At 58.6% G+C, this 26,848-nt stretch carries 30 protein-coding genes; 23 read left to right on the top strand and 7 right to left on the bottom strand.

From position 1 onward, the window contains the following. Positions 1 to 86 precede the first annotated feature (86 nt). From SIB38_RS05515 to SIB38_RS05440, 16 genes are all read left to right on the top strand, one after another. A complete protein-coding gene (locus SIB38_RS05515) occupies positions 87 to 1,592 on the top strand; it encodes a DUF2125 domain-containing protein (RefSeq protein WP_412551587.1) in 1,506 nt (501 codons plus the stop codon). A gap of 154 nt (positions 1,593 to 1,746) precedes the next feature. Then, the gene (locus tag SIB38_RS05510) at positions 1,747 to 2,610 is read left to right on the top strand and encodes a branched-chain amino acid aminotransferase (protein WP_294116002.1); all 864 of its coding nucleotides are present in this window, start codon (positions 1,747 to 1,749) and stop codon (positions 2,608 to 2,610) included. Between the two features lie 9 nt (positions 2,611 to 2,619). After that, the gene (locus SIB38_RS05505) at positions 2,620 to 3,024 is read left to right on the top strand and encodes a GNAT family N-acetyltransferase (RefSeq protein WP_294116000.1); all 405 of its coding nucleotides are present in this window, start codon (positions 2,620 to 2,622) and stop codon (positions 3,022 to 3,024) included. A 74-nt stretch (positions 3,025 to 3,098) separates the two neighbouring features. Continuing rightward, entirely contained in the window at positions 3,099 to 3,554 is a 456-nt protein-coding gene (locus SIB38_RS05500; RefSeq protein WP_294115998.1) for a universal stress protein, read from the top strand. A gap of 95 nt (positions 3,555 to 3,649) precedes the next feature. Then, positions 3,650 to 4,213, top strand: coding sequence for a NifU family protein (locus tag SIB38_RS05495; RefSeq protein ID WP_294115997.1), 564 nt, complete (start codon positions 3,650 to 3,652; stop codon positions 4,211 to 4,213). 9 nt (positions 4,214 to 4,222) lie between these two features. Next, positions 4,223 to 4,813 carry a tRNA (adenosine(37)-N6)-threonylcarbamoyltransferase complex dimerization subunit type 1 TsaB gene (gene tsaB, locus SIB38_RS05490; protein WP_294115995.1) on the top strand — a complete coding sequence of 197 codons (591 nt, stop codon included), beginning with the start codon at positions 4,223 to 4,225 and terminating at the stop codon, positions 4,811 to 4,813. Beyond that, positions 4,810 to 5,229, top strand: a complete 420-nt coding sequence (locus SIB38_RS05485; RefSeq protein WP_412551586.1) for a GNAT family N-acetyltransferase — start codon at positions 4,810 to 4,812, stop codon at positions 5,227 to 5,229. The genes tsaB and SIB38_RS05485 overlap by 4 nt, the downstream gene beginning before the upstream one ends. Positions 5,230 to 5,393: 164 nt before the next feature. Beyond that, positions 5,394 to 6,383: a BMP family lipoprotein gene (locus SIB38_RS05480; RefSeq protein WP_412551585.1), complete on the top strand. Its 990-nt coding sequence runs from the start codon at positions 5,394 to 5,396 to the stop codon at positions 6,381 to 6,383. A gap of 85 nt (positions 6,384 to 6,468) precedes the next feature. Next, positions 6,469 to 6,825 (top strand): molecular chaperone GroEL, encoded by a 357-nt coding sequence (locus SIB38_RS05475; RefSeq protein ID WP_294115991.1) that lies wholly within the window; start codon positions 6,469 to 6,471, stop codon positions 6,823 to 6,825. Beyond that, positions 6,822 to 8,408 (top strand): ABC transporter ATP-binding protein, encoded by a 1,587-nt coding sequence (locus SIB38_RS05470; protein ID WP_412551584.1) that lies wholly within the window; start codon positions 6,822 to 6,824, stop codon positions 8,406 to 8,408. Before SIB38_RS05475 ends, SIB38_RS05470 begins: the two co-directional genes overlap by 4 nt. Next, a complete protein-coding gene (locus tag SIB38_RS05465; protein WP_412551583.1) occupies positions 8,401 to 9,495 on the top strand; it encodes an ABC transporter permease in 1,095 nt (364 codons plus the stop codon). The genes SIB38_RS05470 and SIB38_RS05465 overlap by 8 nt, the downstream gene beginning before the upstream one ends. After that, a complete protein-coding gene (locus SIB38_RS05460; RefSeq protein WP_294115988.1) occupies positions 9,495 to 10,505 on the top strand; it encodes an ABC transporter permease in 1,011 nt (336 codons plus the stop codon). Before SIB38_RS05465 ends, SIB38_RS05460 begins: the two co-directional genes overlap by 1 nt. Positions 10,506 to 10,700: 195 nt before the next feature. Further along, the gene (locus SIB38_RS05455) at positions 10,701 to 11,618 is read left to right on the top strand and encodes a sulfite exporter TauE/SafE family protein (protein ID WP_294115987.1); all 918 of its coding nucleotides are present in this window, start codon (positions 10,701 to 10,703) and stop codon (positions 11,616 to 11,618) included. A 2-nt stretch (positions 11,619 to 11,620) separates the two neighbouring features. Beyond that, positions 11,621 to 12,382, top strand: a complete 762-nt coding sequence (locus SIB38_RS05450) for a TIGR02186 family protein (protein ID WP_294115986.1) — start codon at positions 11,621 to 11,623, stop codon at positions 12,380 to 12,382. Between the two features lie 68 nt (positions 12,383 to 12,450). Then, positions 12,451 to 13,797 (top strand): TldD/PmbA family protein, encoded by a 1,347-nt coding sequence (locus tag SIB38_RS05445; protein WP_412551582.1) that lies wholly within the window; start codon positions 12,451 to 12,453, stop codon positions 13,795 to 13,797. Further along, complete coding sequence (locus SIB38_RS05440) at positions 13,784 to 14,575, top strand: 3'(2'),5'-bisphosphate nucleotidase CysQ (RefSeq protein WP_412551581.1); 792 nt, start codon at positions 13,784 to 13,786, stop codon at positions 14,573 to 14,575. The genes SIB38_RS05445 and SIB38_RS05440 overlap by 14 nt, the downstream gene beginning before the upstream one ends. Here the strand turns inward: SIB38_RS05440 and SIB38_RS05435 are convergent. After that, positions 14,560 to 15,300: a glutamine amidotransferase gene (locus tag SIB38_RS05435; protein WP_294115983.1), complete on the bottom strand. Its 741-nt coding sequence runs from the start codon at positions 15,298 to 15,300 to the stop codon at positions 14,560 to 14,562. The two genes, SIB38_RS05440 and SIB38_RS05435, sit on opposite strands and share 16 nt — an antisense overlap. Positions 15,301 to 15,464: 164 nt before the next feature. On the opposite strand from SIB38_RS05435, the gene SIB38_RS05430 reads away from it, so the two are divergent. The 3 genes from SIB38_RS05430 to lpxK are packed head-to-tail and all read left to right on the top strand — an operon-like array spanning position 15,465 to position 17,935. Then, entirely contained in the window at positions 15,465 to 15,707 is a 243-nt protein-coding gene (locus SIB38_RS05430) for a DUF4170 domain-containing protein (RefSeq protein ID WP_412551580.1), read from the top strand. Positions 15,708 to 15,716: 9 nt separating this feature from the next. Next, positions 15,717 to 16,934, top strand: coding sequence for a 3-deoxy-D-manno-octulosonic acid transferase (locus SIB38_RS05425; protein ID WP_294115981.1), 1,218 nt, complete (start codon positions 15,717 to 15,719; stop codon positions 16,932 to 16,934). After that, entirely contained in the window at positions 16,931 to 17,935 is a 1,005-nt protein-coding gene (lpxK, locus tag SIB38_RS05420) for a tetraacyldisaccharide 4'-kinase (protein ID WP_294115980.1), read from the top strand. Before SIB38_RS05425 ends, lpxK begins: the two co-directional genes overlap by 4 nt. Before the next feature lie 24 nt (positions 17,936 to 17,959). Here lpxK and SIB38_RS05415 read toward each other — a convergent pair whose 3' ends face one another. Together SIB38_RS05415 and SIB38_RS05410 are read right to left on the bottom strand one after the other, a co-directional pair. Further along, on the bottom strand, positions 17,960 to 18,646 hold the full coding sequence (locus SIB38_RS05415) for a DsbA family protein (protein ID WP_294115979.1): 687 nt from the start codon (positions 18,644 to 18,646) through the stop codon (positions 17,960 to 17,962). Next, positions 18,643 to 19,161: a DUF721 domain-containing protein gene (locus SIB38_RS05410; RefSeq protein WP_294115978.1), complete on the bottom strand. Its 519-nt coding sequence runs from the start codon at positions 19,159 to 19,161 to the stop codon at positions 18,643 to 18,645. The genes SIB38_RS05415 and SIB38_RS05410 overlap by 4 nt, the downstream gene beginning before the upstream one ends. An 86-nt stretch (positions 19,162 to 19,247) precedes the next feature. Here SIB38_RS05410 and mutY point away from each other — a divergent pair, with 86 nt between their 5' ends. Next, positions 19,248 to 20,300, top strand: a complete 1,053-nt coding sequence (gene mutY / locus SIB38_RS05405; RefSeq protein ID WP_412551579.1) for an A/G-specific adenine glycosylase — start codon at positions 19,248 to 19,250, stop codon at positions 20,298 to 20,300. Between the two features lie 63 nt (positions 20,301 to 20,363). Then, complete coding sequence (locus SIB38_RS05400) at positions 20,364 to 21,497, top strand: alkane 1-monooxygenase (protein ID WP_294115976.1); 1,134 nt, start codon at positions 20,364 to 20,366, stop codon at positions 21,495 to 21,497. A gap of 3 nt (positions 21,498 to 21,500) precedes the next feature. Here the strand turns inward: SIB38_RS05400 and SIB38_RS05395 are convergent, their stop codons facing one another. The 4 genes from SIB38_RS05395 to SIB38_RS05380 all read right to left on the bottom strand — a co-directional run bounded on the left by SIB38_RS05395 (position 21,501) and on the right by SIB38_RS05380 (position 25,602). Beyond that, positions 21,501 to 22,895 (bottom strand): adenylate/guanylate cyclase domain-containing protein, encoded by a 1,395-nt coding sequence (locus SIB38_RS05395; protein ID WP_412551578.1) that lies wholly within the window; start codon positions 22,893 to 22,895, stop codon positions 21,501 to 21,503. A 275-nt stretch (positions 22,896 to 23,170) separates the two neighbouring features. Further along, positions 23,171 to 24,286: a site-specific DNA-methyltransferase gene (locus SIB38_RS05390; protein ID WP_412551577.1), complete on the bottom strand. Its 1,116-nt coding sequence runs from the start codon at positions 24,284 to 24,286 to the stop codon at positions 23,171 to 23,173. A gap of 100 nt (positions 24,287 to 24,386) precedes the next feature. Next, complete coding sequence (locus SIB38_RS05385) at positions 24,387 to 25,022, bottom strand: ribonuclease HII (protein ID WP_412551576.1); 636 nt, start codon at positions 25,020 to 25,022, stop codon at positions 24,387 to 24,389. Positions 25,023 to 25,143: 121 nt separating this feature from the next. Then, positions 25,144 to 25,602 carry a hypothetical protein gene (locus SIB38_RS05380; RefSeq protein WP_294115970.1) on the bottom strand — a complete coding sequence of 153 codons (459 nt, stop codon included), beginning with the start codon at positions 25,600 to 25,602 and terminating at the stop codon, positions 25,144 to 25,146. A gap of 180 nt (positions 25,603 to 25,782) precedes the next feature. On the opposite strand from SIB38_RS05380, the gene SIB38_RS05375 reads away from it, so the two are divergent. Together SIB38_RS05375 and SIB38_RS05370 are read left to right on the top strand one after the other, a co-directional pair. Then, positions 25,783 to 26,073, top strand: a complete 291-nt coding sequence (locus tag SIB38_RS05375) for a hypothetical protein (RefSeq protein ID WP_294115968.1) — start codon at positions 25,783 to 25,785, stop codon at positions 26,071 to 26,073. Next, positions 26,045 to 26,749 carry a winged helix-turn-helix domain-containing protein gene (locus SIB38_RS05370; RefSeq protein ID WP_294115966.1) on the top strand — a complete coding sequence of 235 codons (705 nt, stop codon included), beginning with the start codon at positions 26,045 to 26,047 and terminating at the stop codon, positions 26,747 to 26,749. The genes SIB38_RS05375 and SIB38_RS05370 overlap by 29 nt, the downstream gene beginning before the upstream one ends. Positions 26,750 to 26,848 lie beyond the last annotated feature (99 nt).

Below are 26,848 nucleotides of genomic sequence, written 5' to 3'. Positions count from 1 at the left end.
CGAAAAAACCCGCTGGTTTGACCCTTGACCCTGCCCCACCGAAGACCCAGTCTTAGGAGGAAGGCTTTGAAAAGGTAGATAAGTTGATGCAGATTTCAGCACCCCGCATTTTCACAACCACGGCTTTGGCCACGGTATTTTGCGCTCAGGCCGCCTGGGCAGATGTCACCGCAGAGGAAGTCTGGGGCAGCTGGCGCGACTCGATGACCGGTTTTGGCTACGAGATCACCGCAAACGAAAGCACCAGTGGCGACGTGCTGAGCGTGAATGATCTGGTGATGACCGTGGCGGTTCCTGAAGAGGACGTTACCGTGGCCATCGACATGGGCACCATGTCCTTTGAGAACGTGGGCGACGGCACCGTGCGCTTGCTTCTACCAGAAAACGCGCCGATCAAGGTGAATGTGGTTGAGGACGATGAAAACGTCGAAATCACCCTGACCATGAGCTCTGCCGACATGAACAACATCGTGTCCGGTACCGTTGACGCCATGGTCTATGATTATGCCGCCAGCAAGCTGGACCTGACCGTGGACAGCATTGTTGTGGACGGCGAGACCGTGCCGGACATGGATATTGCGCTGACCATGGCCGATCTGGCTGGTCGCTCGCAGACCACGTTTGGAGACGTGATCAAGAGCGTCCAAACCGGCACCATTGGCAACGTGAGCCTTGTGGCCAAAGGTACGGACCCGGATTCCGGTGACGCCTTTGACGTGAACCTCTCCGTTGCGGGGCTGAAATTGGACGGTTCCGCCAGCGTGCCAACCGGCGAATACGGTGAGGATGTTGCGGCGTTCTTTGCGGATGGGTTTGATGTGGATGGCAGCTACGCGCTGGAGTCTTCGACCTTCAGCATGAACGCCATGGACGGCGATGACCCTGTGGCGATGTCCTACACCAGCGGTGCCGGTGTCGTAGGTGTCGAGATGAACAGCGACATCATGTCTTATGACGGCACGATCTCCGATGTGGCCGTGAACATCTCCAGCAGCGAATTCCCGCTGCCGATTGATGTGAGCTTTGGCGAAATGGGCTATGGTTTCTCCGTGCCACTGGCCGCCTCGGAAGAACAGCAGGACTTTGGCCTGACCGTTAAACTGTTGGACCTGAGCGTGTCCGAGATGCTTTGGGGCATGTTTGACCCTGGACAGGTGCTGCCGCGTGATCCGGCCAACCTGATTGTTGATGTGAGCGGTCTGGCCACCGTGGCGATGGACATCCTGACACTGGACGAAGACAGCCCGGAAATCCCGGGTGAGCTGAACTCCCTGAGCATCAACGACATCCAGCTGAACCTGGCCGGTGCGGCTGTGGAAGGCGCGGGCAGCTTCACCTTCGACAACACTGATCTGGAGAGCTTTGACGGCCTGCCCCGTCCTGAAGGCAGCGTTGATATCAAGATTGCAGGTATCAATGGCCTGATGGACAAGCTGATCTCCATGGGCCTGCTGCCAGAAGATCAGGCGATGGGCGCGCGCATGATGATGGGCATGTTCACCCAGCCGGGTGACGGTGACGACACGCTGGTCTCCAAGATTGAAGTCAACGACAAAGGTCAGGTTCTGGCCAATGGGCAGCGCCTTAAGTAAGCGCTTCACCATCACAAAGCATTCAAGGCCGCAGGATTTTCCTGCGGCCTTTTTGCTTGGGCCGAAACGTCGCGTTCCTTCCTGTCGCGACCCACTGGACGTTGCGGCAAGCGCGGCCTAGTCTCGCGCTCAAATCAGCAAAAGGACCTGCGCCATGGCGACCGGCACGAACATCCGCACCTATTACAACGGCTCTTGGCATGACGGAGATCTGTCGATCATCCGCGCCGCCGATCATGGCGCGTGGCTGGGCTCCAATGTGTTTGACGGGGCGCGGCTGGTGAATGGTCTGACGCCAGACTTGGACAAGCATTGCGCGCGGACCAATCGCTCTGCCGAGGCCCTGATGCTCACACCAACAGTTTCCACCGACGATATGGTTGAGATTGTAAAAGAGGGTTTGAAAGCCTACGCGCCGGGCGCGGCGGTTTATATCCGCCCGATGTACTGGGGACTGGACGGCGACGCGACGGCTATTGTTCCCAGTGCGGACACCACCGGTTTTGCCGTCTGTCTTGAAGAAATTCCGATGGCGTCTCCGGATGCGGCAGTATCACTTTGCAAAACCCAGTTCCGCCGCCCGGTTCTGGAAAGCGCCGTGGTGAATGCCAAGGCAGGCTGCCTCTATCCCAACAATGCACGCATGTTGCGCGAAGCCCGCGCCAAAGGGTTCAACAACACGCTGACCTGTGACGCGATGGGCAATGTGGCGGAAACCGCCACCGCCAACGTGTTCATGGTGCGCGATGGCGAAGTGTTTACGCCAATTCCAAATGGAACTTTCCTAGCGGGCATCACCCGCGCGCGGCACATCGAAAACCTGCGCGCAGATGGTGTGACGGTACATGAAACCATTCTGGGCTATGGCGACTTTGAAGAGGCGGACGAGGTGTTCCTGTCAGGCAATATGAACAAGGTCACGCCGGTGAAAGCTTTTGAGAAGCGCCAGTATCAGATTGGCCCGATGACACGCCGCGTGCGCGAGATGTATTGGGACTGGGCCGCGACCACCGCATAAGGACATTTGATGACCAAAATACGGCTCAGCCGTTCGCAAGATGATCTGGACCTGCCAATGGTGTGCGGGTTCATTTCGGGCAGTTATTGGGGCAAGGACCGAAGACCGGAAGACATACGAAAAGCGCTTGCCCACAGTTATTGCGTATCGGTGCACGACGGACCTCGGCAAGTAGGTTTTGCACGTGCGGTGTCGGATCAGGTATACTTCGGCTATATCATGGACCTCTTTGTACTGCACTCGCATCGGGGACAAGGATTGAGCCACCAGTTGGTCGACGGGTTGTTGCAGCATCCGCAATTGAAAGACGTCAAAGGCTGGATGCTAGCGACAAACGATGCGCATGGGCTTTATGAGAAATACGGGTTCCGCATGGTGGATCCGAGTGTTTTCATGCGTAGAAATGGCGATTGAGTTTACACACAAAGACAAAGACTTGTTGCGTGCTCCTGTCGCAAACGTCATGATCGCGGAAACGGAGGGGCCTTATGCGCAAGTTTCTCGTGGTGCTGGATGACAGCCGGGAATGTCTGAATGCGATGCGGTTTGCAGCGATGCGGGCCGCGCGGACCGGTGGTGGTGTCAAAATCCTGTCGATCATTCCGCCGGAAGAGTTCAACCACTGGATTGGCGTGAGTGACTTGATGCGCGAAGAAACGCGTGAGCGGATCGAGGTGCACTACGAGGTCTTTGCCAAGTGGATGCGGGATCGGCAGGGGGTTGATCCGGAGCTGAAAATCCGTGAGGGCGAAGCGGTGAACGAGATCTTGGCAGAGATCAAAGAAGACGAAGAGATCGGCGTCTTGGTGCTGGGCGCAGGTAATGACCGCAAGGGGCCTGGACCACTGGTGTCTCAGCTTTCGCGCAACTCCGGTAGCCTTCCGGTGCCGATCACGGTCGTGCCCGGTGATTTGACCAAGGAGCAGCTGGAAGCTGTGACCTGACGTCACGCTTTTACAAACCTCAGTTTAGAATGAATCTAAACCTTGACTAATGACCAAGGCAGGCGCATATCAAATGCGATAGGAAAGGTCTGCCAATGTTTATTCAAACGGAATCCACACCGAACCCCGCCACTCTGAAATTCCTGCCCGGCCAAACTGTGCTGGAGGTGGGCACCGCCGACTTCCCAACAGCCGAAGGCGCAGCAGCGTCCCCGCTGGCCACGCGGATTTTTGCAGTGAACGGCGTGTCTGGCGTGTTCTTTGGCAATGACTTTGTCACCGTAACCAAGGCAGACGGCATTGAATGGGACCACATCAAACCCTCCATTCTGGGCGCGATCATGGAGCACTTCCAGTCCGGTCAGCCTGTGATGGCGGGCGATGCGGCGGCGTCTTCCGGCCATGCAGAACACACCGGCGAAGACGGTGAGATTGTGGGTCAGATTAAAGAGCTTCTGGACACCCGTGTGCGTCCGGCTGTGGCACAGGACGGTGGCGATATCACTTTCCACGGGTTTGATCGCGGCGTCGTGTACCTGCACATGCAAGGTGCCTGCGCCGGTTGCCCCTCCTCCACGCTGACCCTGAAAATGGGCATCGAGAACCTGCTGCGTCACTACATTCCTGAAGTGACCGAAGTGCGCCCTGTTGCGGTGTAAGCCACGGGCATGACCAACCCTTTGGTTTTGAGTTTCGATACATCGGCCGCGCATGTCGCGGCCGCTTTGCTGTGCGGAGATGAGATCATCGCGCGTAAGGTCGAAGAGATGAAACGCGGACAGGCAGAACGGCTGGTGCCGCTGCTGGAAGAGGTTCTGGCTGAAGGCAGCAAGGCTTTTGCCGATTTGGATGCGATTGGCGTCGGCGTTGGGCCGGGCAACTTTACCGGCATTCGGATTTCAGTGTCTGCGGCGCGCGGCTTGGCGCTTGGGCTGGGCATTCCAGCCGTTGGCGTGAACAGCTTTGACGCAATTGAAGCCGGATTGAGTGGCGACGGTGTGGCCATGGTGAGCGCGCCGCGTGGCCAAGGGTATTTGTTCTTGAAAGGCGGCACGCCCTATCTGGCCTCCGAAGAGGAGCTGGCGCAGGTCGCCCAAGAAACGCCTCTGGTGACACCAGAAGCCGCCAGCTTGGTGGAACAGATCGCGCGTTTGGCGATGCAACGATACCAAGACAGCCCGGCGCGCCCTGCCCCGCTCTACATCAAGCCAGCGGACGCAGCCCCGCCCAAAGATCCGGCACCGGTGATCCTGCCATGACGCCAGAGGCGATGGCGGCGATCTATGCTGCCGCTTTCCCCCACAGCCGCGTGTGGAGTGCTGCTGAAATTTCAGACATGTTGGCCTCACGCCTGACCTTTGCCATCGAAGGTGACGTGGGGTTCGCTTTGGGTCGGGTGATCGCGGATGAGGCGGAGTTGCTGACCATCGCGGTGGACCCGCACCACCAGCGCAAGGGCCTGGGCCTTATTTTATTGAATCAATTCGAAGCCGAATCAAAAACACGCGGAGCGTGTTGGGCGATTTTGGAGGTCGCGCAGGACAACGCAGCGGCGCTTGCGCTCTATCAGCGGGCGGGCTACGAAATCTGCGGTGAGCGGCCTGGCTACTACAGCAGACCGGACGGAGAGCAAATCACTGCCAGCCTTATGAAAAAGGCGTTAAGGTGGTCGTAGGTGTGATTCGAGAGCGGTCATTTTTGCCCAAACGGTCAAAAAATCGTTGACGCTAACGGTCTCAATCGCCTTAGTAACACGATGATCCGGCGGGATCTAAACAACAGACGGGACGGCAGCTCGCCAAAACAACGACCGACCCGCTCAATATATGGGAGACATTTATGAGCCTCATGCACAAATTCCTCGGCGCAACCGCAGCCGCAGCCCTGTCCGCAGGCGCAGCTCTGGCAGAGCCAGCGCTGATCTTTGACCTCGGCGGCAAATTCGACAAATCCTTCAACGAAGCGGCCTTTGGTGGTGCGACCCGTTGGGCGGATGAAACCGGCGGCACCTTCCGCGAAATCGAACTGCAGTCCGAAGCTCAGCGTGAGCAGGCTCTGCGTCGTTTTGCAGAAGCGGGTGCAAACCCAATCGTGATGACCGGCTTTGCTTTCGGCAACGTGCTGAGCGAAGTGGCACCTGACTACCCTGACACCAAATTCGCCATCATCGACATGGTTGTGGACGCGCCAAACGTGCGTTCCGTGGTGTTCAACGAGCACGAAGGCTCCTACCTGGTTGGCATGATGGCCGCGCAAGCGTCCAAGTCCGGCACCGTGGGCTTCATCGGCGGCATGGACATCCCGCTGATCCGTAAGTTTGCCTGTGGCTACGTTCAGGGCGTAAAAGCTGTGAACCCAGACGCCACCGTGATCCAGAACATGACCGGCACCACCCCTGCCGCATGGAACGACCCGGTAAAAGGCTCTGAGCTGACCAAAGCACAGATCGCACAGGGCGCGGACGTTGTATACGCAGCGGCTGGCGGCACCGGTGTTGGTGTTCTGCAGACCGCAGCGGATGAAGGCATCCTGTCTGTGGGTGTGGACAGCAACCAGAACCACCTGCACTCCGGCAAAGTTCTGACCTCCATGATGAAGCGCGTGGACAACGCGGTTTACGAAGCCATGAAGGCAGGCGTTGACCTAGAAACCGGCTTCAACGTGATGGGTGTGGCCAACGGCGGCATCGACTACGCCATGGACGAGCACAACGCTTCCCTCGTGTCCGCGGACATGAAAGCGAAAGTGGACATGGCAAAAGACGCCATCGCGTCCGGTGAGCTGGCCGTACACGACTACATGAGCGACAACACCTGCCCAGTAGAATAAGCAGATTCCGGGCTTGAACCCGGAGCTCTTTATGAGGGCCGTACCATCGCGGTGCGGCCCTCAAACCTTAAAGGGGGACCCGTAGATGGTAGATGCGTTAAACGCATTCTTTGTCGCGTGGGGGGAAACCGACGCCACAAAACGCGCAGAAGCTCTCAAAGGAGCGCTTGCGGACAATTTCACATACATCGACCCACGATCCGAAGCGCCTATCTCCGATTTGGATGCGCTGAACGGATATATCGGGATGTATTCGCAATACGCGCCTGGCGCGACAGCGGCGGTGGTGAACACCAGCGAGACTAAGGGCCACTACCGCCTGACGGTTGCCTTTCGCATGGCTGACGGCAAGGAACAGCTGGGCCAATACTATGTGGAACTTGATGCCGAAAACCGCGCAACGCGGATGGTTGGCTTCGCAGGACTGGGAGAGCCTGAATGACGGCGCCTGCCATTGAACTCAAAGGCATTTCCAAAGCCTTTGGCCCTGTCCAGGCAAACAAGGACATTTCGATTTCGGTGCAACCGGGCACCATCCACGGCATCATCGGCGAAAACGGCGCGGGCAAATCCACGCTGATGTCGATTTTGTATGGCTTCTATAAAGCCGACACCGGGGAGATTTTCATCAAGGGGCAGAAGACCTTGATCCCGGACAGCCAGGCCGCGATCCGCGCGGGCATCGGCATGGTGTTTCAGCACTTCAAACTGGTGGAGAACTTCACCGTGCTGGAGAACATCATTTTGGGGGCCGAAGATGGCGCGATGCTGAACAGCTCGCTGGGCAACGCCCGCAAAGAGCTCAAACATCTGGCCGAAGAATACGGGCTGAACGTGGACCCGGATGAGGTGATCGAGAACCTCTCCGTTGGGCACCAGCAACGGGTGGAAATCCTCAAGGCGCTGTATCGCAAGGCGGAAATCCTCATTCTGGACGAGCCCACTGGCGTTTTGACGCCCGCGGAGGCGGATCAGCTGTTCCGCATTCTGGATCGTCTGCGCGAAGAGGGCAAAACCATCATCCTGATCACGCACAAGCTGCGCGAGATCATGGAATATACTGACACTGTGTCTGTGATGCGCCGTGGTGAGATGACTGCGACGGTGAAAACCGCCGAGACCTCGCCGGAGCATCTGGCAGAGCTGATGGTGGGCCGGAAGGTTCTGCTGCGCGTGGACAAAAAGCCTGCGGAGCCAGGTGCGACCGTGCTGGACATCAAAGGCCTGCGGGTTGTGGATGAAGCAGGCGTGGAACGTGTTAAGGGCATCGACCTGACAGTGCGCGCGGGCGAGATTGTTGGCATCGCAGGCGTGGCTGGCAACGGGCAGTCTGAGTTGCTCGAAGTGCTCGGTGGCTTTGCCGATGGCACCGGCACCATCACCATGAACGGCGCGGAAATCCCGCTCAGCGGCCATGGTGCCGATGGGCAGGCCCGTCGTGCCGCGGGTATCAGCCACGTGCCGGAAGACCGGCAACGCGAAGGTCTGATCATGGAATTCGCCGCCTGGGAAAACACGGTGTTTGGCTATCATCATTCGCCGGAAATTCAGAACGGCCTGCTGATGGACAACAAAGGCATCTACACCGAAGCCGAAGCCAAGATGCAGCGCTTTGATGTGCGTCCGCCCGATCCCAAACTGGCTGCAAAAAACTTCTCTGGCGGTAACCAGCAGAAGATCGTTCTGGCCCGTGAGATTGAGCGCAACCCCGACCTGCTGTTGATCGGGCAACCGACGCGCGGCGTGGACATCGGCGCGATTGAATTCATCCACCAGCAGGTTGTGAACCTGCGCGATCAGGGCAAGGCGATCCTGCTTGTGTCTGTGGAGCTGGAAGAGATCCTGTCCTTGGCAGACCGAGTGGTTGTGATGTTTGACGGCCATATCACCGGTGAGCGCGACGCGGCACAGACCAACGAAAAAGAACTGGGCCTGTTGATGGCCGGGATCACCGACACATCCGCCGTGGCCAATGGCAATGGCGGCAACGACACCACACAACAGGAGGTTCCCGCCGATGGATAAGATGCCTAAATGGGCTGACATCGTCCTGATCCCCTTGATTTCGCTGCTCTTGGCGGCGTTTTTCTCTGCGCTTGTGATTTTGGCCATTGGCGAAAATCCAATTGAAGCGCTGAAATTGATGGTTGATGGCGCGCTGATGCGGTCGTCCGGTTGGGGCTACACGCTTTACTACGCAACCAACTTCATCTTCACCGGTCTGGCGGTGTCGGTCGCCTTCCACGCACGTCTGTTCAACATCGGTGGCGAAGGTCAGGCAATGCTGGGCGGTCTGGGCGTGGCGCTGTGCTGCCTCTACGTGCCGTGGCCCCATTGGTCGCTTGCGATCCTCGGTGCTTCGGTGGGCGCCGCCTTGTTTGGTGCGCTTTGGGCTTTGATCCCGGCGTATCTGCAGGCCAAACGCGGCAGCCACATCGTGATCACCACCATCATGTTCAACTTCATCGCGGCAGCGATCCTGAACTATGTGCTGGTTGAACTGCTGCGCCCTGTGGGCGCAATGGATCCTGCGTCTGCCAAATTCCCGGATGCGACGCATCTGCCGTCGTTCCAAGACATGTTCTCCACCGAGAGCAACAAGATGTTCCGTGGCGCACCTGCTAACGTGACCTTCTTCCTGGCGCTGGCCGCGAGTGTGTTTGTCTGGCTGCTGATGTGGCGCACCAAGCTGGGGTATCAAATCCGCGCCTTTGGGCACTCCGAGTCCGGCGCGCTATATGCAGGCATCAGCCCGGTGCGCATCACCGTGATTGCGATGCTGATCTCGGGTGCGCTGGCGGGCATGATGTCGGTCAACACCACCATGGGCGAGAGCGAACGCCTGATCCTGAACAGCACCGAGGGCGCAGGCTTTATCGGCATCGCCGTGGCGCTGATGGGGCGCAACCATCCGTTTGGCGTGCTGCTGGCCGCGATCCTATTTGGTTTCCTCTATCAGGGCGGCGCAGAACTGGCGCTGTGGACCAGCATTCCTCGCGAGCTGATTGTGGTTATTCAAGCGCTGGTGATCCTGTTCACCGGGGCGCTGGACAACATGGTGCGCGAGCCGCTTGAAAAACTCTTCATTGCGATGCGCCGGAGGAACGCCTGATGGATTTTCTGACCCTACTTCAGGTGCTGGACACCTCTGTGCGTCTGGCGACCCCGCTCCTGCTAGCCTGTTTGGCAGGCTTGTATTCGGAACGTTCCGGCGTGGTCGACATTGGCCTTGAGGGCAAAATGCTGGCAGCGGCGTTTTTCTCTGCTGCTGTGGCCTTCTACTCAGGCAGTGCCTGGGTTGGCTTGCTGGCCGGTGTGGGTGCCTCTGTGGCTCTGGCGGTGATCCACGGATTGGCCTCGGTCACTTTCCGCGGCAACCAGTTGATCTCCGGTGTGGCGATCAACTTCCTCGCGGCGGGCATGACCGTTCTGGTGGCGCAAAGCTGGTTCCGGCAGGGGGGCCGTACGCCTCCACTGGAAGGGGACGCGCGTTTCAACCCAATTGAACTGCCGTTTGCGATTGGCCCAAAGGATGCCGAGGCGGCGGGCAAACCACTCAGCCAGATGATTTCTGAGGCAGGCCCATTGCAGCAGTTCTATTCGGAACTGATCTCTGGCCATTCCTCGCTGGTGTATCTGGCGCTGCTTACCGTTCCGCTCACATGGTGGTTGTTGTTCCGCACCCGCTTTGGTCTGCGTCTGCGTGCCGTTGGGGAAAACCCGGCTGCGGTGGACACAGCGGGCGTATCCGTGGTCTGGCTGCGCTATGCGGCGGTTCTGATTTGTGGCGTGCTCTGCGGTGTTGCCGGCGCTTACCTGTCGTCCGCGTTGCAAGCTGGCTTTGTGAAAGACATGACTGCCGGCCGTGGGTTCATCGCGCTGGCCGCGCTGATCTTCGCAAAATGGCGTCCGGTTTATGCGCTCTGGGCCTGCTTGCTGTTTGGTCTGTTCCAAGCACTGGAACTGCGTCCCGACATCATCGAGAACGTCTCTGGCATCAAGGTACAGGTCCAGCTGTTGGGCGCCCTGCCCTACATCCTGACAGTGGTGATCCTCGCAGGTTTTGTGGGCAAAGCGATCCCGCCAAAAGCTAGCGCGGAGCCGTACATCAAAGAGCGCTAAAACACAGTGCATACACACGCAAAGCCCCGCCGCAGCGATGTTGGCGGGGTTTTCTTTTTGACGCGTCCCAAAGCGGCACCACTTTCCAAAAATCAAACCTGATTGAGTCCAGTTTGCGGGCATTGATCTGGCCTGTCAGTGATTTAGCGATCCAGACAGGTTGCTTTTGCGGCCCCACTGGCGCTATCAAAAAATATGCAGATCTACCTCCCCATCGCCGAAGTCTCCGTAAATGCCTTTTTGCTGCTCGGGTTGGGCGGCATGGTTGGGATTTTGTCCGGTATGTTCGGGGTTGGCGGCGGTTTTTTGATGACGCCCCTGCTGTTTTTCATCGGCATCCCGCCCGCCGTGGCCGTCGCCACCGAGGCCAACCAGATTGTGGCCTCGTCCTTCAGTGGCGTGTTGGCGCATCTCAGGCGCAAGACCGTAGATTTGAAGATGGGCACGGTGCTGCTTTCCGGCGGCCTCATAGGCGCGGCGCTGGGTGTGGTGATCTTCAACTATTTGAAATCTCAAGGTCAGGTCGACCTGTTGGTGCGGCTTTGCTACGTTGTTTTCTTGGGCGTGATTGGCTCCTTGATGTTCATTGAAAGCCTGAACGCCATCCGCAAGTCGCGTAAAAACGCCGGGCCTCCCAAACGCAAAAAGCACAACTGGGTGCATGGCCTGCCGCTCAAGATGCGGTTCCGTGTGTCCGGGCTGTATATTTCGGTGATCCCGCCGCTGATGGTGGGAGTTCTGGTGGGTATCCTCTCGGCCATCATGGGTGTCGGCGGCGGCTTCATCATGGTGCCTGCAATGATCTACCTGCTGGGCATGCCAACCAAAGTGGTTGTGGGCACGTCACTGTTCCAAATTATCTTTGTGACCGGCTTCACCACATTGCTGCACGCAACCACCAACTACACGGTGGACATCGCGCTTGCGGTCCTGCTGCTGGTTGGCGGCGTGATTGGCGCGCAGATTGGCACGCGACTGGGGACATACCTGAAAGCGGAGCAACTGCGGATTTTGCTGGCGCTTTTGGTCATCTTGGTGTGCGCCAAACTGGCGCTGGATCTGTTGCTGGAGCCCAGCGAATTGTTCTCCATCGGCGCGGCGGGAGGGCATTGAGCATGAAACGCTTGCTATTGTCCCTGTTGCTCTTGGTTGCAACGCCGGTTGTGGCCGAAGAGGTTGTGCTGGGCTTGAGCCAAGATCAGGTGGCCATCACGGCCGACTTTGATGGCTCCGAAATCCTGTTGTTTGGCGCGGTGAAACGCGAAAGCCCGATCTTGCAGGACCCGCCGCTTGAGGTGGTGATTGCGGTGTCCGGCCCCAGTGGTCCGCTGACCGTGCGCCGCAAGGAACGCAAGTTTGGTATTTGGGTGAACACCGACGCGGTGGAGATTGACCACGCGCCAAGTTTTTATGCCGTTGCCACGTCTGCCCCCTTCAACGAAGCGATGTCAAACGTGGAGGACCAACGCCACAGCGTGTCGATCCCGCGTGCGATCCGCTCGGTTGGCGCGCCAATGGGCATTGAGGATGCGCAGAGCTTCAGCGAGGCAGTGATCCGTATCCGTACTGACGAAGGCGCTTATCAGGTGCTCGAAAACTCGGTGTCGGTGGATGAGCAAACCCTGTTCCGTACCTCGATCAAAATGCCGGCAAACCTGACCGAAGGGGACTATCCCACGCGGATTTTCCTGACGCGCGGCGGCAAAGTGATTTCGAACTACGAGACCGTGATCAATGTGAACAAGGTGGGGTTGGAACGTTGGCTGTTTGACATGTCCCGCAATCAACCGCTGCTTTACGGTTTGATGTCATTGGCTATTGCCATTGCGGCGGGTTGGATGGCCTCGGCGGCCTTCCAGGTGTTGCAGCGGCGCTAACTTGTCAGCAGGCTTGCGCCTTTGGCGTAGGCCGACTACCTGTCACGAAACCAAACACGAGGCATTTTATGGCGCAGACTCCCGAGCAGCTTGCAGAGATCATGTTGGACGCGGCCAAGGCGGCTGGGGCCGAAGCGGCAGATGCAATGGTGATGCGCGGCACGTCTGTGTCGATTGATGTGCGCGAAGGCAAGTTGGAACAGGCGGAACGCTCCGAAGGTGTGGACCTTGGGTTGCGCGTGCTGATTGGTCAGCGACAGGCCAATGTCTCGATCTCCGACACTCGTGCGGAAAGCATCGCCGTCATGGCGGAACGTGCGGTGGCGATGGCCAAGGAAGCGCCGGAAGACCCCTATGTGGGTTTGGCCGATACAGACCAGCTGGCGCAGGATTTGGACATCGCCGCGCTGGAACTCAACGATCCGACGGATGAGCCTGCCGCAGCCAGTCTGCAAGCGGATGCGATGGCCGCCGAAGCCGCCGCCATGGCAGTTGAGGGCGTGACGCAAGTGCAATCAGCCACCGGCGGCTACAGCAGCAGCGAAGTGTTTTTGGCCGCCACAAACGGGTTTGCCGCCGGCTATACTCGCAGCAGCCGGGGCATCTACGCCACCGCCATTGCCGGTGAAGGCGAGGCCATGGAACGCGACTATGATGGCGACTCCCGGATTTTTCAAAACGACCTGCGCGATCCAACCGAAATTGGCACCTCCGCGGGGCAACGCGCGGTGGAGCGGCTGAACGCCCGCAAGCCGGAAACCGGCAGCTTTCCGGTGCTGTTTGATGAGCGTATTTCATCGTCGCTGATCGGCCATGTCCTGGCCGCAGCCAACGGCGGCATGGTGGCGCGTGGCTCTTCCTGGTTGCGGGAGAAGCTGGGTCAGCAGGTGTTGCCGGACGGACTGTCGCTGATCGAAGACCCAAAACGCCCACGTGTGTCCGGCTCCCGTCCGTTTGATGCCGAAGGCCTGCCAACTCAGCGCCGTGCGATCATCGACAACGGGGTGTTGACCGGCTGGACCTTGGATCTGGCCACCGCACGCAAGTTAGGCATGGCCTCCACCGGCAATGCCGCCCGTGGGATTTCTTCGCCGCCCTCCCCAAGCAGCTGGAACGTGTCGCTGACCCAAGGGGACAAGAGCCGCGATGATTTGCTCAAGGACATGGGCACCGGCCTTCTGGTGACCTCGCTGATTGGCTCCACCATCAACCCGACAACGGGTGATTATTCCCGTGGCGCAGCTGGGTTCTGGATCGAGAACGGCGAGATTGCCTATCCGGTGAACGAATGCACAATCGCAGGAAACCTGCACGACATGATGATGTCGATTGTGCCGGCTAATGATGCCCGCAGCTATCTGTCGCGCGTCGTGCCATCGCTGCTCATTCCGGGGATGACTCTTGCCGGAAACTGATCTTGATCTGCTGATCGCGGCGGCGCAGCGGGCGGGCGAGATTGCCACCCGCTTCAGAGGGCCGGACGCCAAGGCGTGGCACAAGCCGGAAGGGGCGGGACCAGTTACCGAGGCCGACCTCGCGGTCAACGACATGCTGGAAGACACGCTGCGCACCGCACGGCCAGATTATGGCTGGCTGAGCGAGGAATCTTTGGATGAAGGTGACCGCGTCCACGCGGAGAAAACCTTCATTGTTGATCCCATTGATGGCACCCGCAGCTTTATCGAAGGCTCCGACACTTGGGCCCATGCGTTGGCCATAGCCGAGCGCTGTGTTGTCACGGCAGCCGTGGTGTTCCTGCCGCGCAGGAACAAGCTTTATAGCGCGGCACAAGGTCAGGGCGCGTTTTTGAATGGCACGTCGATCACCTCTGGCGCGCGGTCTGACATGACAGGGGCCAAAGTTTTGGTGGCCCGTCCGGTGATGGACGCGTCCCATTGGCAAGGGACGCCGCCAGACTTTAAACGCGGCTATCGCCCATCGCTGGCCTATCGCACCGCGCTGGTGGCGGAGGGAAGATTTGACGCCATGGTCACACTGCGCCCCACCTGGGAATGGGACGTGGCCGCAGGCGATTTGATCATCCGTGAGGCGGGCGCTGCGACGGCAGACCGCAATGGCGCACCGCTGCGGTTCAACAATCCCGATCCGCGCTTGGCCGGTGTGATTGCAGCGCCAAAACCATTAAAAGATCAGATTTGTGCAGCGCTGGCTCCGGCTCACGCCGCCCGGTAACGGCGCACAAAGTTGGCAACAATCCTGGGTGGGGCGGACGCATCTGCCGCGCGACATAAGGCCATAAGCCGGTCCACTTCTTCCGGCGGGAAGTAGCCTTTGTCCCGATACATGTTGAGCCGGTTGGCAAACTCCGCACCATCCGCTTCAGGATGGAACTGTGTGGCATAGACGTTTCGTCGATAGCGGATCATCTGGAATGGGCAAAACGGAGATTGCACAAGATGGGTGCAGCCTTCGGGCAAGTGTTGCAGTGCCTCCTTGTGGCCAACAAACGCGTCAAACTCTTGCGGCACCTCCTCGAGCAGCGGGTCGTTTTGCCCATCCGGCGTCAGGGAACAACGCGCCAGTCCCGCTTCTTCCCCATAGCGATCCTTGGAAACAGCTTGCGCCAGGTGGTGGCCCAAAACGCCAATGCCAAGGCAACAGCCAAGAAACGGAATGTCCTCGCCGACAATCTGCGGCATGAGTGACATCACCTGCGCTTCCATTTTGGCCTCCAGCGGATCGCGGCTGGTCGGGCAATCGCTGACACACCCGGGACCGCCGCCAACAATCACGCCGGAGTAGCTGTGCAAATCCAGATCCGCTGGCAAACTTTCCTGATCCAGCGACACGCGGTGTACCTCGCTTGACGCAAGCCCGCCTTTCTCAAGAAAGGCGCGGAACTCCGCATCCGAGGCAACGGTTTCGGGGCGCAATTGCAGGATCAAAAATGGTTTCATGCCGCGCGCTCTAGCAAAAAGCGCAGCTCAAAGCCATGCGACACGGCGCAATGGGGGGCAATTCCTGTCAAACTTGCGCCAAGGGGCGCGTTCCTCCCCTTGAGGCTTTGGCCCAAGCGCCGTAGGTTGCGGCCAATTCAGCACCTCACAGGAGTGGCCCACAAATGGCACAACGACTGCACCTCGTCTTTGGTGGCGAACTGATCGATCCGACAAAAACCGCCTTTAAAGATGTGGATGACATCCATGTGGTTGGCATCTTCCGGAACTACGAAAGCGCCTATGACGCGTGGAAAGCCGAAGCGCAGAAGACCGTGGACAACGCCCACATGCGCTACTTCATTGCGCACCTGCACCGTCTGCGGGATGAGCAGGCGGCGGCCTCCTCCACCGAAGAACTCGGGTAAGATTTCCGGATGGCGCGCTCGCTTGGCCTTGCGGCGTATCTTGCGTTTGCGCGCCGCCAGCCCCCAAGGCTGGCCGCAATTGACTGTCCGCGCCCCAAAGGCGCGGTCATCTGGCTGCACAGCACCGATCCCACACGCGCGCGCACCCTGGCCAAATTGGGCCTACGACTGGCAGCGCAGCGCACAGATGCGCGGGTGCTATTGACCACCCCTCATGATGTGCCGCTGACCCAGACGCTGCCTGATGGTGTGATCTGGCAACCTTGCCCCTCTGAAAGCCCTGCCGACATCGCCGTGTTTCTGGCGCATTGGCAGCCGGAAATCATGATCTGGCTAGGGTCCAGCATTCGCCCCGCGCTGATTGATGCGGTGCGCACACGCGATATCCCCTCGATGATGCTGGAAGTGCATCGCCCCAAGCTGGATCAAAAACGGCGTTGGGGACCGGAGCCTATTCGCGGAACTTTGTCGCGGTTCAACACGGTCTTCGCACAAGACAAGGCCACAGCCATTCGCCTGCGCAAGCTGCTCGGCGACAGCTCCAAAGTCGAGATCAGCGGGACCTTGATGGAAGAAGCCCCGGCCTTGCCGGTGCGTGAAAGCGATCTGGACGAGCTGCGCGGTTGTTTGGCCGGGCGACCGGTCTGGCTGGCAGCGCGTTTGCAGCCGGAAGAACTGGAAACCGTGCTCAACGCCTATCGCGCGGTTTTACGACTGTCGTTCCGGATGTTGCTGGTGGTGGTGCCGGACAATCCGGCTAATGCGCAGAGTATGCGCGACACCATCGCGGCAGGCGGCTGGCGCGTGGCGGATTGGGACAATGGCGATTTTCCCGAAGAAAACACGCAGGTGCTCTTTGCCGAAACGCCCGACGAGTTGGGCTTGTGGTATCGCATTGCGCCGATCAGTTTTGTGGGCAGCTCATTGATCGCCGGTGCCGGTGGGCGCGATCCACTGGAGCCTGCGGCTCTGGGCAGCGCGATCCTCTATGGACCATCGGTGCGGCGCTATTTGGGAAGTTACACACGGCTGGCCAATGTTGGTGCCGCGCGCATTGTGAAAGACGCCGACAGTTTGACCGCCGCCTTGATGTTTTTGGCCGCACCGGATCAGGTGGCGGCCATGGCCCACGCGGGCTGGCAAGTGGTGTCAGACAGCGCGGCGGTGTCAGACAAAGTACTTGAGCACGCGCATATGTTGATGGACACGCAGGAGGAGCCTGCATGAGGGAGCCACTGTTCTGGTCCAACACCCCCAACCGCCCCGGCTGGCAAGCCCGGCTTTTGGCCCCCTTGGGGGGGATTTACGCCAAGGCCACCCAATCACGCGTTAACAAAACGGATGGCTATAAGGCCTCGGTGCCGGTGATCTGTATCGGCAACATCAATGCGGGTGGGACTGGCAAGACGCCCACCACCATCGCTTTGGCGCAACGGCTGATTGGCATGGGAAAGACCCCGCATGTGGTCTCGCGCGGTTATGGCGGAACGCTTGAAGGTCCGGTGCAGGTTAGCGAACGCACACACAAGGCGGAAGAAACTGGGGATGAGCCGCTTTTGCTGGCGGCCTTTGCCCCCACTTGGGTGTCGAAAGACCGCGCCGAGGGCGTGCGGGCAGCAGAGGCGGCTGGGGCGGATGTCATCCTGCTGGACGACGGCTTTCAGAACGCCTCCGTGCAGAAAGACGCCAGCGTGATTGTCGTGGATGCGCATCGCGGATTTGGCAACGGGCGCTGCATCCCGGCGGGACCCTTGCGCGAGCCGGTGGCAGCAGGCATGGCGCGAGGCGACGTGGTTCTGTCGATTGGTAACGATGCCGCACAGGTCAGATTTGCCGAAACCTGGGGCACGCAAGTGACCTTGCCACACGCTAAAGGCGCATTGGTGCCGCTGCAAACCGGCATGGATTGGACGGAAACACCGTTTTTTGCCTTTGCCGGTATTGGACATCCGGAAAAATTCTTTGAGACCCTGCGCAGCCTCGGTGCCACATTGGTGCACACGGAAGCTCTGGCCGATCATCAGGCGCTGCCACCTGCCATGCTCTCACGGCTTTACGCGGAATCCCAAAAGATGGGCGCGCAATTGGTCACAACTGAAAAGGACGCCGTGCGCCTGCCACTAGAAGTGCGGCCACAGGTGCTGACCTTACCGGTGCGGTTGGAATTGCAGGAGTGGACGCCGATTGATGCGCTTCTGGAACGCATCGGGGTGACCGGGCAAGCGTAACCCGCCCGGTCAAATGGATATGGCTTAGCCGCCGAGTTTGCCGTCAAGGATCTCTTTCAGATCATTGTAGCTCATGTTGGAGTGTTTCTCGCCGTCGATGATCAGCGTTGGCGTGGAGTTCACGTCATCAGCTGCGGCGTTTTCCTGGAACCAGGCCACCAGCGCTTTGGCTTTGTCTTCGTCCTGCAGGCAGGCCTGCAGTTGATCGTCTTCCAGACCTGCCAGACGGCCGGTTTTGCGCAGGCTGTCAGAGATCGCCACAGGATCACCGGCACGGGTCCAGTCTTTCTGGGTTTTCATCAGGATGTCGGTCATGCCGAAGAATTTCTCCTGACCACCACAGCGCGCCACCATAGAGGCCCAGAGGCCGTAGCGGTCAAAATACACGTCGCGGAATACGAACTTCACTTTACCAGTGTCAACGTAGTCTGCCTTCAACGGCTCCAACACATTTTCGTGGAAGCTCGCACAATGCGGACAGGTGAAGGACGCATATTCAATGATGGTGATTGGCGCGTCTTCAGAGCCCATGACCATTTCGACAATGCCGTGCTCGTTGGCTGCGCCTTCGGAAGACACCGTTTGGATGTTGCTGATTTCCGGCAGGCTAAACGCCGTCTCGGTTGCGGACGTTTGCGTGTTGCTCAGCCAGTAAGCCCCGCCAGCAACGGCGACAGCCGCAGCGGCGATTGCAGGGATAAAACGGTTCATTCAGAGCCTCTCTTTGCGTTTTTGTTCTTTGAGATTACGTTTTGCGCAAGGCGTTCCAGCGCTTGCCGTAGGTCATCGTCGCCCACCGGCGCGGCCACTTCGGCGGCCTCAGCACAGGTGGCGGCATCGGGTTTGGGCTTTTCGGCCTTGGGCGCCGCGCCAAAGACCGCCTGCCCTTCGGCAAAGCCAGTGGGCGCGGTTTGGGTGATGCGCATATGGGTGATGGCGTTGTAGCCGTAAGCCGCGTTGATGCGCGTGCGCAGGGTTTCTTTTTGCATTTCCAGCATCGGTGCCTGCGCGCCAGTGGTCAGCACCGTCAACGTGGCGCCAAACCCTTGGCGGCCATATTTCACATCCACCGGCTGACAGATGCGCGCGGTGTCTTCGCCAACGATCTCTGCCCAATGGGTCAACACACGCGATTCCGCAAAACCCCTGCTTTCGCTGGCTTTGCGGATGCGCTCTTGCAGCAGCGAAGAGGTGCGGGAAAACCCTTTGGTTGAGGCTTTGCGCATGTTGGTCTTGCATCCTTTGGTCGGTCGCTATTTTAGTGGCTCGGCGCGAGGGCGCCAGTGAAACCCAACCCAAGTGAGGATAAAACTTGCGTGATAGGCCAAACAGCGCCGACCTGCTGACGTTCTATGATCACAACGCGCGGAAGATGCCGTGGCGGGTGGGGCCAAAAGACCGCGCCAGAGGGGTACAGCCGGACCCGTATCGGGTTTGGATGTCGGAGATCATGTTGCAGCAGACCACTGTGGCGGCGGTGAAGGACTACTTTGAGCGGTTCACAGCGAAATGGCCCACGGTGCGGGATTTGGCGGCGGCAGAAGATGCGGATGTCATGGCGGAATGGGCGGGGCTTGGATACTACGCGAGGGCCCGCAACCTATTGAAATGCGCGCGGTCCGTGGTGGCGGAATATGACGGCGTGTTTCCGGGCACTGTGGAAGAGTTGCTCAAACTGCCGGGCGTGGGGCCTTACACAGCGGGCGCTGTGGCGGCAATTGCCTTTGACCAACCCGCCACGGTGGTGGATGGCAATGTCGAACGCGTCATGGCGCGGCTGTTTGACATTCATACGCCATTGCCTGCGGCGAAGCCCGAGTTGACCGAGAAAGCCGCTGAACTCACCCCAAACGAACGCCCCGGAGACTATGCGCAGGCGGTGATGGACCTTGGCGCAACAATTTGCACGCCGCGCAATCCGGCTTGTGGGCTGTGCCCGTGGCGCTCCCCGTGTCAAGCACAGGCGGCTGGAACAGCAGCGGAATTGCCGAAGAAAACGCCCAAGAAACCCAAACCCATCCGCCACGGCGTTGTCTACATCGCCAAACGTGTGGACGGGGCTTTCTTGCTGGAAACGCGGCCCGACAGTGGCTTGCTGGGCGGTATGCTGGGATGGCCCGGGTCAGAGTGGACCGAAGGGGAAGCGCCCAAACATGACGCCCCCATCAAGGCGGAGTGGAAAACGCTGAACGCTGAGGCGCGGCATACATTTACGCATTTCCATCTGCGCCTAACGGTGAAAACCGCGCTGGTGCCAATGGACCGCGAAGCCACCGTTGGTGGGTTTGTTGACGCCGAACAATTTGATGCGGGCAATTTACCCACGGCAATGCGCAAAGCTTTTGATCTCTATCGCGGCACTTGACCTCATTGCACATACGCGCGGTTCGCCGCATAGTTTGCGCAATGAAGTCAAAGGACTGTGGTTATGATCGCCTCCTCTCACGTTGCCAAGTTCACCAGCGCTTTGCCCTTTTGGTGCTCGCTTCTTCTCGTGCCACTCGTTTGGACCACCGCCGGATTGGGCGGCTGGTGGGTGGTGCTGGTGCCGATCACCACCTGGTATCTGTTTGCGGCGCTGGACGCAGTCACAGGGCTCAACCTTGAGAACGCGGATCTCGACACAAGCGATGACCAGCTAAAGTGGTATCAACTGGTCACTTTGATTTGGGCGCCGGTGCAGTTCATCACGATCTTTGGCCTGATCTTCTATGCCACACGGGCGGACCACCTCAGCACCGGCGCGCTTATTGGCCTGTTCTTTGGGGTTGGTGTGATCAGTGGTACAATCGGCATCAATTACAGCCATGAGCTGATGCATCAAAAACCCAAAGCGGAACGCTGGCTCGGAGACATCCTATTGTCGATGGTGCTGTATTCGCACTTCCGCAGCGAGCACCTGTTGGTGCATCATCGGTATGTTGGCACGCCGCGAGACCCGGTCACGGCGCGCTACAACGAGGGCTTTCACCGGTTCTTTCCACGTGTTTTGATTGGGTCACTAAAATCGTCCTTCAATGCCGAAAAAGCCATGCTGGCGCGTAAAAAGCTGCCTTGGACCGACCTGTCCAATCCGTTTTTCCGTTACTGGGCGCTGCAGGGCGGGATGCTGTTGCTGGCGCTTCTCCTTGGCGGTTGGCTGGGAGTTGCCTTGTTCATCTGGCAGGCGTGGATTGCAATTTGGCAACTCGAGTTGGTGAACTACGTGGAGCACTATGGGCTCACACGAAAACACCTTGGCGAAGGTAAATATGAGCATGTCAAACCGCATCACAGCTGGAACGCGGCTCATAAAGCCTCAAACTGGTTGTTGATCAACTTGCAGCGCCATTCAGACCACCACTACAAACCGGACCGTCGTTTTCCGCTTTTGCAAAACTATACGGACGAAGAGGCGCCGCAGTTGCCCTTTGGCTATCCGATTATGACAATCGCGGCGATGATCCCGCCCGTGTGGAAACGGGTGATGAACCCGCGCGTGCGCAAGTGGCGGGACATGTATTATCCGGAAATCACCAATTGGCAGCCCTACAACAAGGCCAAGAATCCGATGCCTAGATAGGGATCAGACGTTGTGGTCATCCGGCCGCTCAAAGGCCCAGACGGTGAGCTTCTCCGCCACGCCGCGCACGTCCTGATCGGTGAACCTCTGGAGGCCATCCAGACATTCGTCACCACCCTCTTTGAGCACTTCGGAGCGCATGCCATCACTGATCACCAGTCGGGCGTTCAGACCGCGTGTCATGCTTTCCAGACGGGACGCCACATTCACGGTGTTGCCGACCACGGCAAACTCTAACCGGTTGGCGCCAATGTCGGCGAGAACCGCGGGACCATAGTGCGCGCCAAAACCGACCCTTAGCGGCGGCTGGCCTTTGACGATGCGCGCGTCATTCCAGACGTCCACATCCGCCATCATCTGTCGCACACACCGCAGCGCGTTTTGCGCGTCGTGATCAGACGGGCTGGGCGTGCCAAAGGTGGCCATCAAACCGTCGCCAAGATATTTGTCCAACGTGCCTTCATGGGCAAACACCGCGCGCTCCATCAGCCCGTGGAAGTCGCGTAGGGTTTCGATCACCTCTTCCGGTTTGCGGGTCGCGGCGAACTCGGTGAAGCCGACAATATCCACAAAAAGCACGGCGATGTTGTGGGAGCGGATTTGTTTGAGCGGTTCGTCGTTTTGGCTCAACTCCTCCACCACGTTGGGAGAGAAGTAGCGTGACAGGTTGGTGCGCTCCCGTTCCAGCGCCGCATTGGACCTCAGCAGCCCGTTGAAACGCCGCATGGAGATGCCCAGCGTCAACGCGACCAGAAGGAAGACCACTATCTCCTGAATGCGGAGGCGGACATTGAAGTTATTCGGGTCGAGAATATGCGCGAGGTCCGGCCAGCCGGGGAGCGCAAACTTAATGGCATCGCTCATGACCGGCACCGGATCAGTGAGCCAGATCGACAGCGCCAAAGCCGCAGCCCACATGCCAGCCGTCCAGGTGCCAATCGCAATCACCGTGCGCCAGGAATAGGCCAAAGTGCCCATCGCCAAGATCAAGAAGAGGTACTGGAAATTACCAAAGCGGTACTGCATCGCCTGCGGCCAATCATCCAGCCCAATCGGATTGGGACCAATGATGCCAACCACCATCAGCAGGAGATCCACAAAGATCAGGAAGAGTTCCAGCTTGGAGCGCCCCACCCGACCGGCACGACGAATGAGCCAGCCGTTCACGCAAAGCAGAAAAAGGATGAACTCGTAATAGAAGACTTCCGGCCAATGCACGGTGAACAGCAGGAAGACGCCAATGATGGACATCGCCACCCAGCGGGCTTTTACAGCCAAGTCCAGACCTTCCCGCTTGTGACGTTCAAGAACCGCCTCGGTGTAGCTGTCGGTGCGCTCTTCGCCGTCCTCCAACCGATCCAGATACACCGGCTTGTCTTGTTGAGTCTGCTCGACCATTGGCTGGCTCTCCGTTGTCCTCGGCTGAGATAGGTGACCATGGGGCAGCTTACACCCCCTGCGCCGCACAAAAAAACCCCGCCGGAGTTCGGCGGGGAAGTCTGGATACCTGCGTAGTCAGTTCGGCTACAGGCATCCGGCGGTATTGGTTATCTGTGGTATGGAAGTTGACGCGCCCCAGAGCGCTTTGCGTTGGGTCCGGATCGTCTGTGCGCGGGTTTGCCATTCTGGCAAGGGCAACAGACGACCCGGGTCTTGGGATAACGCAAAGCAGGTTAGTTGGGACGTGCCGCCATTTCTGCGCGAATTTGCTGACGGAGAAGGTCGATAGGCACCTTCTTGCCTTCGCGTTTGTAGGACCAGTAGGTCCAACCGTTACAGCTTGGCGCGCCTTCCAGATGCGCACCAACCTGATGGATGGATCCCTTGATGTCGTCGCCAATCAGCGTGCCATCGGCACGGACTTTGGCTTTGTGACGGCCATTCAGGGAATAGAGGTTTTCGCCGGGGCGCAGCATGCCGCGCTCAACCAGTTGACCAAACGGCACACGAGGCTCGGCACGTTTGGAGGCGGTCACGGCCAGCGCTTCGCGGTCAAACTTGCGCACCTTCTTCAGGCGTTTTTCGGCCACTTTGCGATAGGCGGCTTCGCGTTCGATGCCGATGTACTCACGACCCAGCATCTTGGCGACAGCGCCGGTGGTGCCGGTGCCAAAGAACGGATCAAGGATCACGTCTCCGGGGTTGGTGGAGCCCACCAGCACGCGATGCAGCAGGCTCTCCGGTTTCTGCGTCGGATGTGCCTTATCGCCGTTTTCATCTTTCAGACGCTCATGACCGGTGCAGATCGGCAGCACCCAATCGCTGCGCATCTGTACACCTTCGTTGAGCGCTTTGAGCGCTTCGTAGTTGAAGGTGTATTTCGCGCCTTCGGATTTGGACGCCCAAATCATGGTTTCATGCGCGTTGGTGAAGCGTTTGCCACGGAAATTTGGCATCGGGTTGGACTTGCGCCAGACCACATCGTTGAGAATCCAGAAGCCCTGGTTCTGCAGTTCCGCGCCCATGCGGAACACGTTGTGGTAGGAGCCAATCACCCAGATTGCCCCGTTGGGTTTCAGAAGACGGCGGGCCGCCTTCAGCCATTCGCGTGTGAACTTGTCATACGCGGTGAAACTCGAAAACTGGTCCCACTCGTCGTCAACCGCGTCCACTTTGGAATTGTCTGGACGGTGCAGCTCGCCTTTCAACTGAAGGTTATATGGCGGGTCTGCGAAGATCAGATCGATCGAGTTTTTAGGCAGACTGTTCATCACTTCGATACAGTCGCCGGACAATATACTATTGATCGGGAGCGCGGATGCGCCCTTCGCTTTGGTCATCGTTTTCATTCTCTGCCTCATTACGGCGCGGTTTTTTTGGTGCGCTCGTTATGTGGATAAGTTTGAGTCAAACGTGATTCGGCGTCAATTTCTTTTTTGAATCAGAGAGTTAGTTTTTCGCTTGATACAAGATATTGTGCACAGGCTTAAACGAACGCCTATGATGTGGGGTCACCCCCAGTTCGACCAGCGCCTCTCTGTGCTTTTTGGACGGGTATCCGGCGTTTGTTTCCCATCCGTAACCAGGGAACTGTTGCGCCAAATCCATCATGATGGTGTCACGCGCCGTTTTTGCCACGATGGACGCGGCAGAAATCGAGAGTGACCGCGCGTCCCCTTTGACGATTGCTTCGGATGAGATTTGCAATCCAGAGGGGATCAAATTGCCATCGATCAGCATGTGATCCGGCGCCGAGTTCAACCCCGCGACGGCCCGTTCCATGGCGATGTGGCTAGCGCGCAAAATGTTGTGTTCGTCGATCTCTTCGACCGTGCAATGGGCGATGCAGACATCGGCCACGTCCAGGATTTCTTCGGTCAGTGCCTCGCGCCGTTTGGCGGTCAGTTTCTTGGAGTCGTTGAGACCGGCAGGGATATTGTTCGGGTTCAGCACCACCGCCGCCGCCGTCACGGGTCCGGCCAGTGGACCTCGCCCGACTTCGTCCACGCCGGCCACGCGGGTTAGGCCACGGGCAAAGGCAGCTTCTTCTAGGGAAAAGTCGGGGGCGGTGATCTCTTTTGTCATGCTGTGTTGAGAAGCATTCCATGGGGCCAAAGGCAAGAAAAAAGCCGGGCAGCCCCTCGTCTGCCCGGCCAGTTGCCGATCTTACTGTCGGCTTGCACACCGCTCGATGGTGGGGATCAGGTTAACGCCAAACCACTTTGTAACCGTTGTTGCTCAGGCACTGGCTGCGGTAGCCAGCAATCCGGCCATGGGCGCTTTTGCGCTTGAAGTAGCACTGCTCTGGCAGGCGGTAGGCCGGGTATTGGGCGCGAAACAGACAGCGCTGGCCGTAGCCTTGGATGATGCGACCTTTTGGAGTTTGAAACCGCTTGGCACAGTGGCTTGGCAGCCAGGCTTTGTGCTTCTTCTTGGGTTTGTGGGTCTTTTTGGGTTTCGGCTTGGTCGCTGGTTTAGACACCACCGGAGCCGGGTCTGATTTCTTGTTGTCCGCCACGGCGGCTCCGATCACAGCCAGCGCGGTCACACCAAACAGCAGCGCGGCGATGGCGTCTTCATCCATAGCGTGGGCACGCGGGGCTGTGGCGCCGGTGAGGATGATGGCGATACTCAGTACGGAGGCGATAAACGTCTTGGAAGTCATGGCGAAGTCCTGTTTTTTGAATGTTGTCCGGGCTGTGCGCCGGTTTGCCCATCCGTTTTCGCCGCAACTCCAAAAATCTCACAATATCAGCATCTTGTTATGAGATATCAGGTACTCAAACCAACTTGGTTATTGAATAACAGGGCGTCTTTGCGCCAAGGTCGGCTCATGAAACAGCTCATGACATATAGCCTTTGTATTGCCGCGCTGGTCGCCGCCCTTGCAGCGCCTGATGCGGCGCATGCGGCCGACTGCTATGCCGATTACAAAGCCAAGAAAGACGCCCCGTTGCGCCTGCACTACGGTGTGATCGATCTCAAAAACGGCTGTGACGCCGGATCTGCAAAGCAAGAAGTTGCCGCCCGCATTGGGAAAGACGGATGGACCTTGTTAAACGTGCTCTCGGTGTTTGACGCCTCAGAGCTCTCCGGAAAGGAAGACAGTGCAGGACAATTCTACCTCCGTTATTGAAACACGGCGCAGCGGTGGGCGGATCGTGGCACTTGGGATTGGGGCGATTGTTCTGATCCTTTTGGCCTGCGCAGCGCTGTTGCTGCTGACCTTGCCGGATGCCAATGCGTTTAACGCCCGCGTCGAGGCGCTGTTTCTGGCCAATGATGACCTGACCGGTCAGGCGGAAATCAAACTGCTCGAAATTCTTGCACAATCCGGCACCGCCTTTGCCGACACGCTTGCCAGCTATCGCATGGTGATTTTGGTGCTCTTAGTGTTCGCCACCGGCATGATGATTGCTGCGCTGGTGTTTCTGGTTGGGCTCATCACCATGAACCGCCGCATGGCACAGATCGAGCGTGCGGGCATTCAGGTAACCTCGCTGATTGTCAGCCGCGAGGAGAAAACCGTGTACCTCAACGAGATGGGCTTCAAGCTGACCGACGCGGCGATGGAGACGTTGTCGGTGCTGGCCGAGGCGCGTATGGATGATGACGTGCTGTCGGGTATTGAGCTGGAAAGCATGATCTCCGGCAAACCGGCCACCGATTGCGAAGAGGCCGCCGGAGCAACGCGCATCAAACGCCTGCGGGACTCCCTGGGTAATCAGATGGTGAGCCAGCTCCTCGTCAAGAACATCGCCCGCAAAGGCTATGTGCTCTCGATCGACAAAGATGTGATAGAAGTGCTCTAACAGGTGCGGCACACAATTTCTTGATGTGCCGCCCATCCTCTTGTTTGCCTTTTGTTCACTCCCCACATAGGGGAGACTGCGTGACAGGGGTGACGATCA

It is taken from the genome of Shimia sp. MIT910701 (assembly GCF_047126315.1).
Classification (GTDB): domain Bacteria; phylum Pseudomonadota; class Alphaproteobacteria; order Rhodobacterales; family Rhodobacteraceae; genus Shimia.
Note: the sequence above shows the minus strand (reverse complement) of the source record. Positions and strands in the feature narration are given on the sequence as shown.

Excerpts from the sequence above, each read along its gene's own strand:
- SIB38_RS05515 (WP_412551587.1), top strand. The coding sequence starts at position 87 with ATGCAGATTTCAGCACCCCGCATTTTCACAACCACGGCTTTGGCCACG.
- SIB38_RS05510 (WP_294116002.1), top strand. The coding sequence starts at position 1,747 with ATGGCGACCGGCACGAACATCCGCACCTATTACAACGGCTCTTGGCAT.
- SIB38_RS05505 (WP_294116000.1), top strand. The coding sequence starts at position 2,620 with ATGACCAAAATACGGCTCAGCCGTTCGCAAGATGATCTGGACCTGCCA.
- SIB38_RS05500 (WP_294115998.1), top strand. The coding sequence starts at position 3,099 with ATGCGCAAGTTTCTCGTGGTGCTGGATGACAGCCGGGAATGTCTGAAT.
- SIB38_RS05495 (WP_294115997.1), top strand. The coding sequence starts at position 3,650 with ATGTTTATTCAAACGGAATCCACACCGAACCCCGCCACTCTGAAATTC.
- tsaB (WP_294115995.1), top strand. The coding sequence starts at position 4,223 with ATGACCAACCCTTTGGTTTTGAGTTTCGATACATCGGCCGCGCATGTC.
- SIB38_RS05485 (WP_412551586.1), top strand. The coding sequence starts at position 4,810 with ATGACGCCAGAGGCGATGGCGGCGATCTATGCTGCCGCTTTCCCCCAC.
- SIB38_RS05480 (WP_412551585.1), top strand. The coding sequence starts at position 5,394 with ATGAGCCTCATGCACAAATTCCTCGGCGCAACCGCAGCCGCAGCCCTG.
- SIB38_RS05475 (WP_294115991.1), top strand. The coding sequence starts at position 6,469 with ATGGTAGATGCGTTAAACGCATTCTTTGTCGCGTGGGGGGAAACCGAC.
- SIB38_RS05470 (WP_412551584.1), top strand. The coding sequence starts at position 6,822 with ATGACGGCGCCTGCCATTGAACTCAAAGGCATTTCCAAAGCCTTTGGC.
- SIB38_RS05465 (WP_412551583.1), top strand. The coding sequence starts at position 8,401 with ATGGATAAGATGCCTAAATGGGCTGACATCGTCCTGATCCCCTTGATT.
- SIB38_RS05460 (WP_294115988.1), top strand. The coding sequence starts at position 9,495 with ATGGATTTTCTGACCCTACTTCAGGTGCTGGACACCTCTGTGCGTCTG.
- SIB38_RS05455 (WP_294115987.1), top strand. The coding sequence starts at position 10,701 with ATGCAGATCTACCTCCCCATCGCCGAAGTCTCCGTAAATGCCTTTTTG.
- SIB38_RS05450 (WP_294115986.1), top strand. The coding sequence starts at position 11,621 with ATGAAACGCTTGCTATTGTCCCTGTTGCTCTTGGTTGCAACGCCGGTT.
- SIB38_RS05445 (WP_412551582.1), top strand. The coding sequence starts at position 12,451 with ATGGCGCAGACTCCCGAGCAGCTTGCAGAGATCATGTTGGACGCGGCC.
- SIB38_RS05435 (WP_294115983.1), bottom strand. The coding sequence starts at position 15,300 with ATGAAACCATTTTTGATCCTGCAATTGCGCCCCGAAACCGTTGCCTCG.
- SIB38_RS05430 (WP_412551580.1), top strand. The coding sequence starts at position 15,465 with ATGGCACAACGACTGCACCTCGTCTTTGGTGGCGAACTGATCGATCCG.
- SIB38_RS05425 (WP_294115981.1), top strand. The coding sequence starts at position 15,717 with ATGGCGCGCTCGCTTGGCCTTGCGGCGTATCTTGCGTTTGCGCGCCGC.
- lpxK (WP_294115980.1), top strand. The coding sequence starts at position 16,931 with ATGAGGGAGCCACTGTTCTGGTCCAACACCCCCAACCGCCCCGGCTGG.
- SIB38_RS05415 (WP_294115979.1), bottom strand. The coding sequence starts at position 18,646 with ATGAACCGTTTTATCCCTGCAATCGCCGCTGCGGCTGTCGCCGTTGCT.
- SIB38_RS05410 (WP_294115978.1), bottom strand. The coding sequence starts at position 19,161 with ATGCGCAAAGCCTCAACCAAAGGGTTTTCCCGCACCTCTTCGCTGCTG.
- SIB38_RS05400 (WP_294115976.1), top strand. The coding sequence starts at position 20,364 with ATGATCGCCTCCTCTCACGTTGCCAAGTTCACCAGCGCTTTGCCCTTT.
- SIB38_RS05395 (WP_412551578.1), bottom strand. The coding sequence starts at position 22,895 with ATGGTCGAGCAGACTCAACAAGACAAGCCGGTGTATCTGGATCGGTTG.
- SIB38_RS05390 (WP_412551577.1), bottom strand. The coding sequence starts at position 24,286 with ATGAAAACGATGACCAAAGCGAAGGGCGCATCCGCGCTCCCGATCAAT.
- SIB38_RS05385 (WP_412551576.1), bottom strand. The coding sequence starts at position 25,022 with ATGACAAAAGAGATCACCGCCCCCGACTTTTCCCTAGAAGAAGCTGCC.
- SIB38_RS05380 (WP_294115970.1), bottom strand. The coding sequence starts at position 25,602 with ATGACTTCCAAGACGTTTATCGCCTCCGTACTGAGTATCGCCATCATC.
- SIB38_RS05375 (WP_294115968.1), top strand. The coding sequence starts at position 25,783 with ATGACATATAGCCTTTGTATTGCCGCGCTGGTCGCCGCCCTTGCAGCG.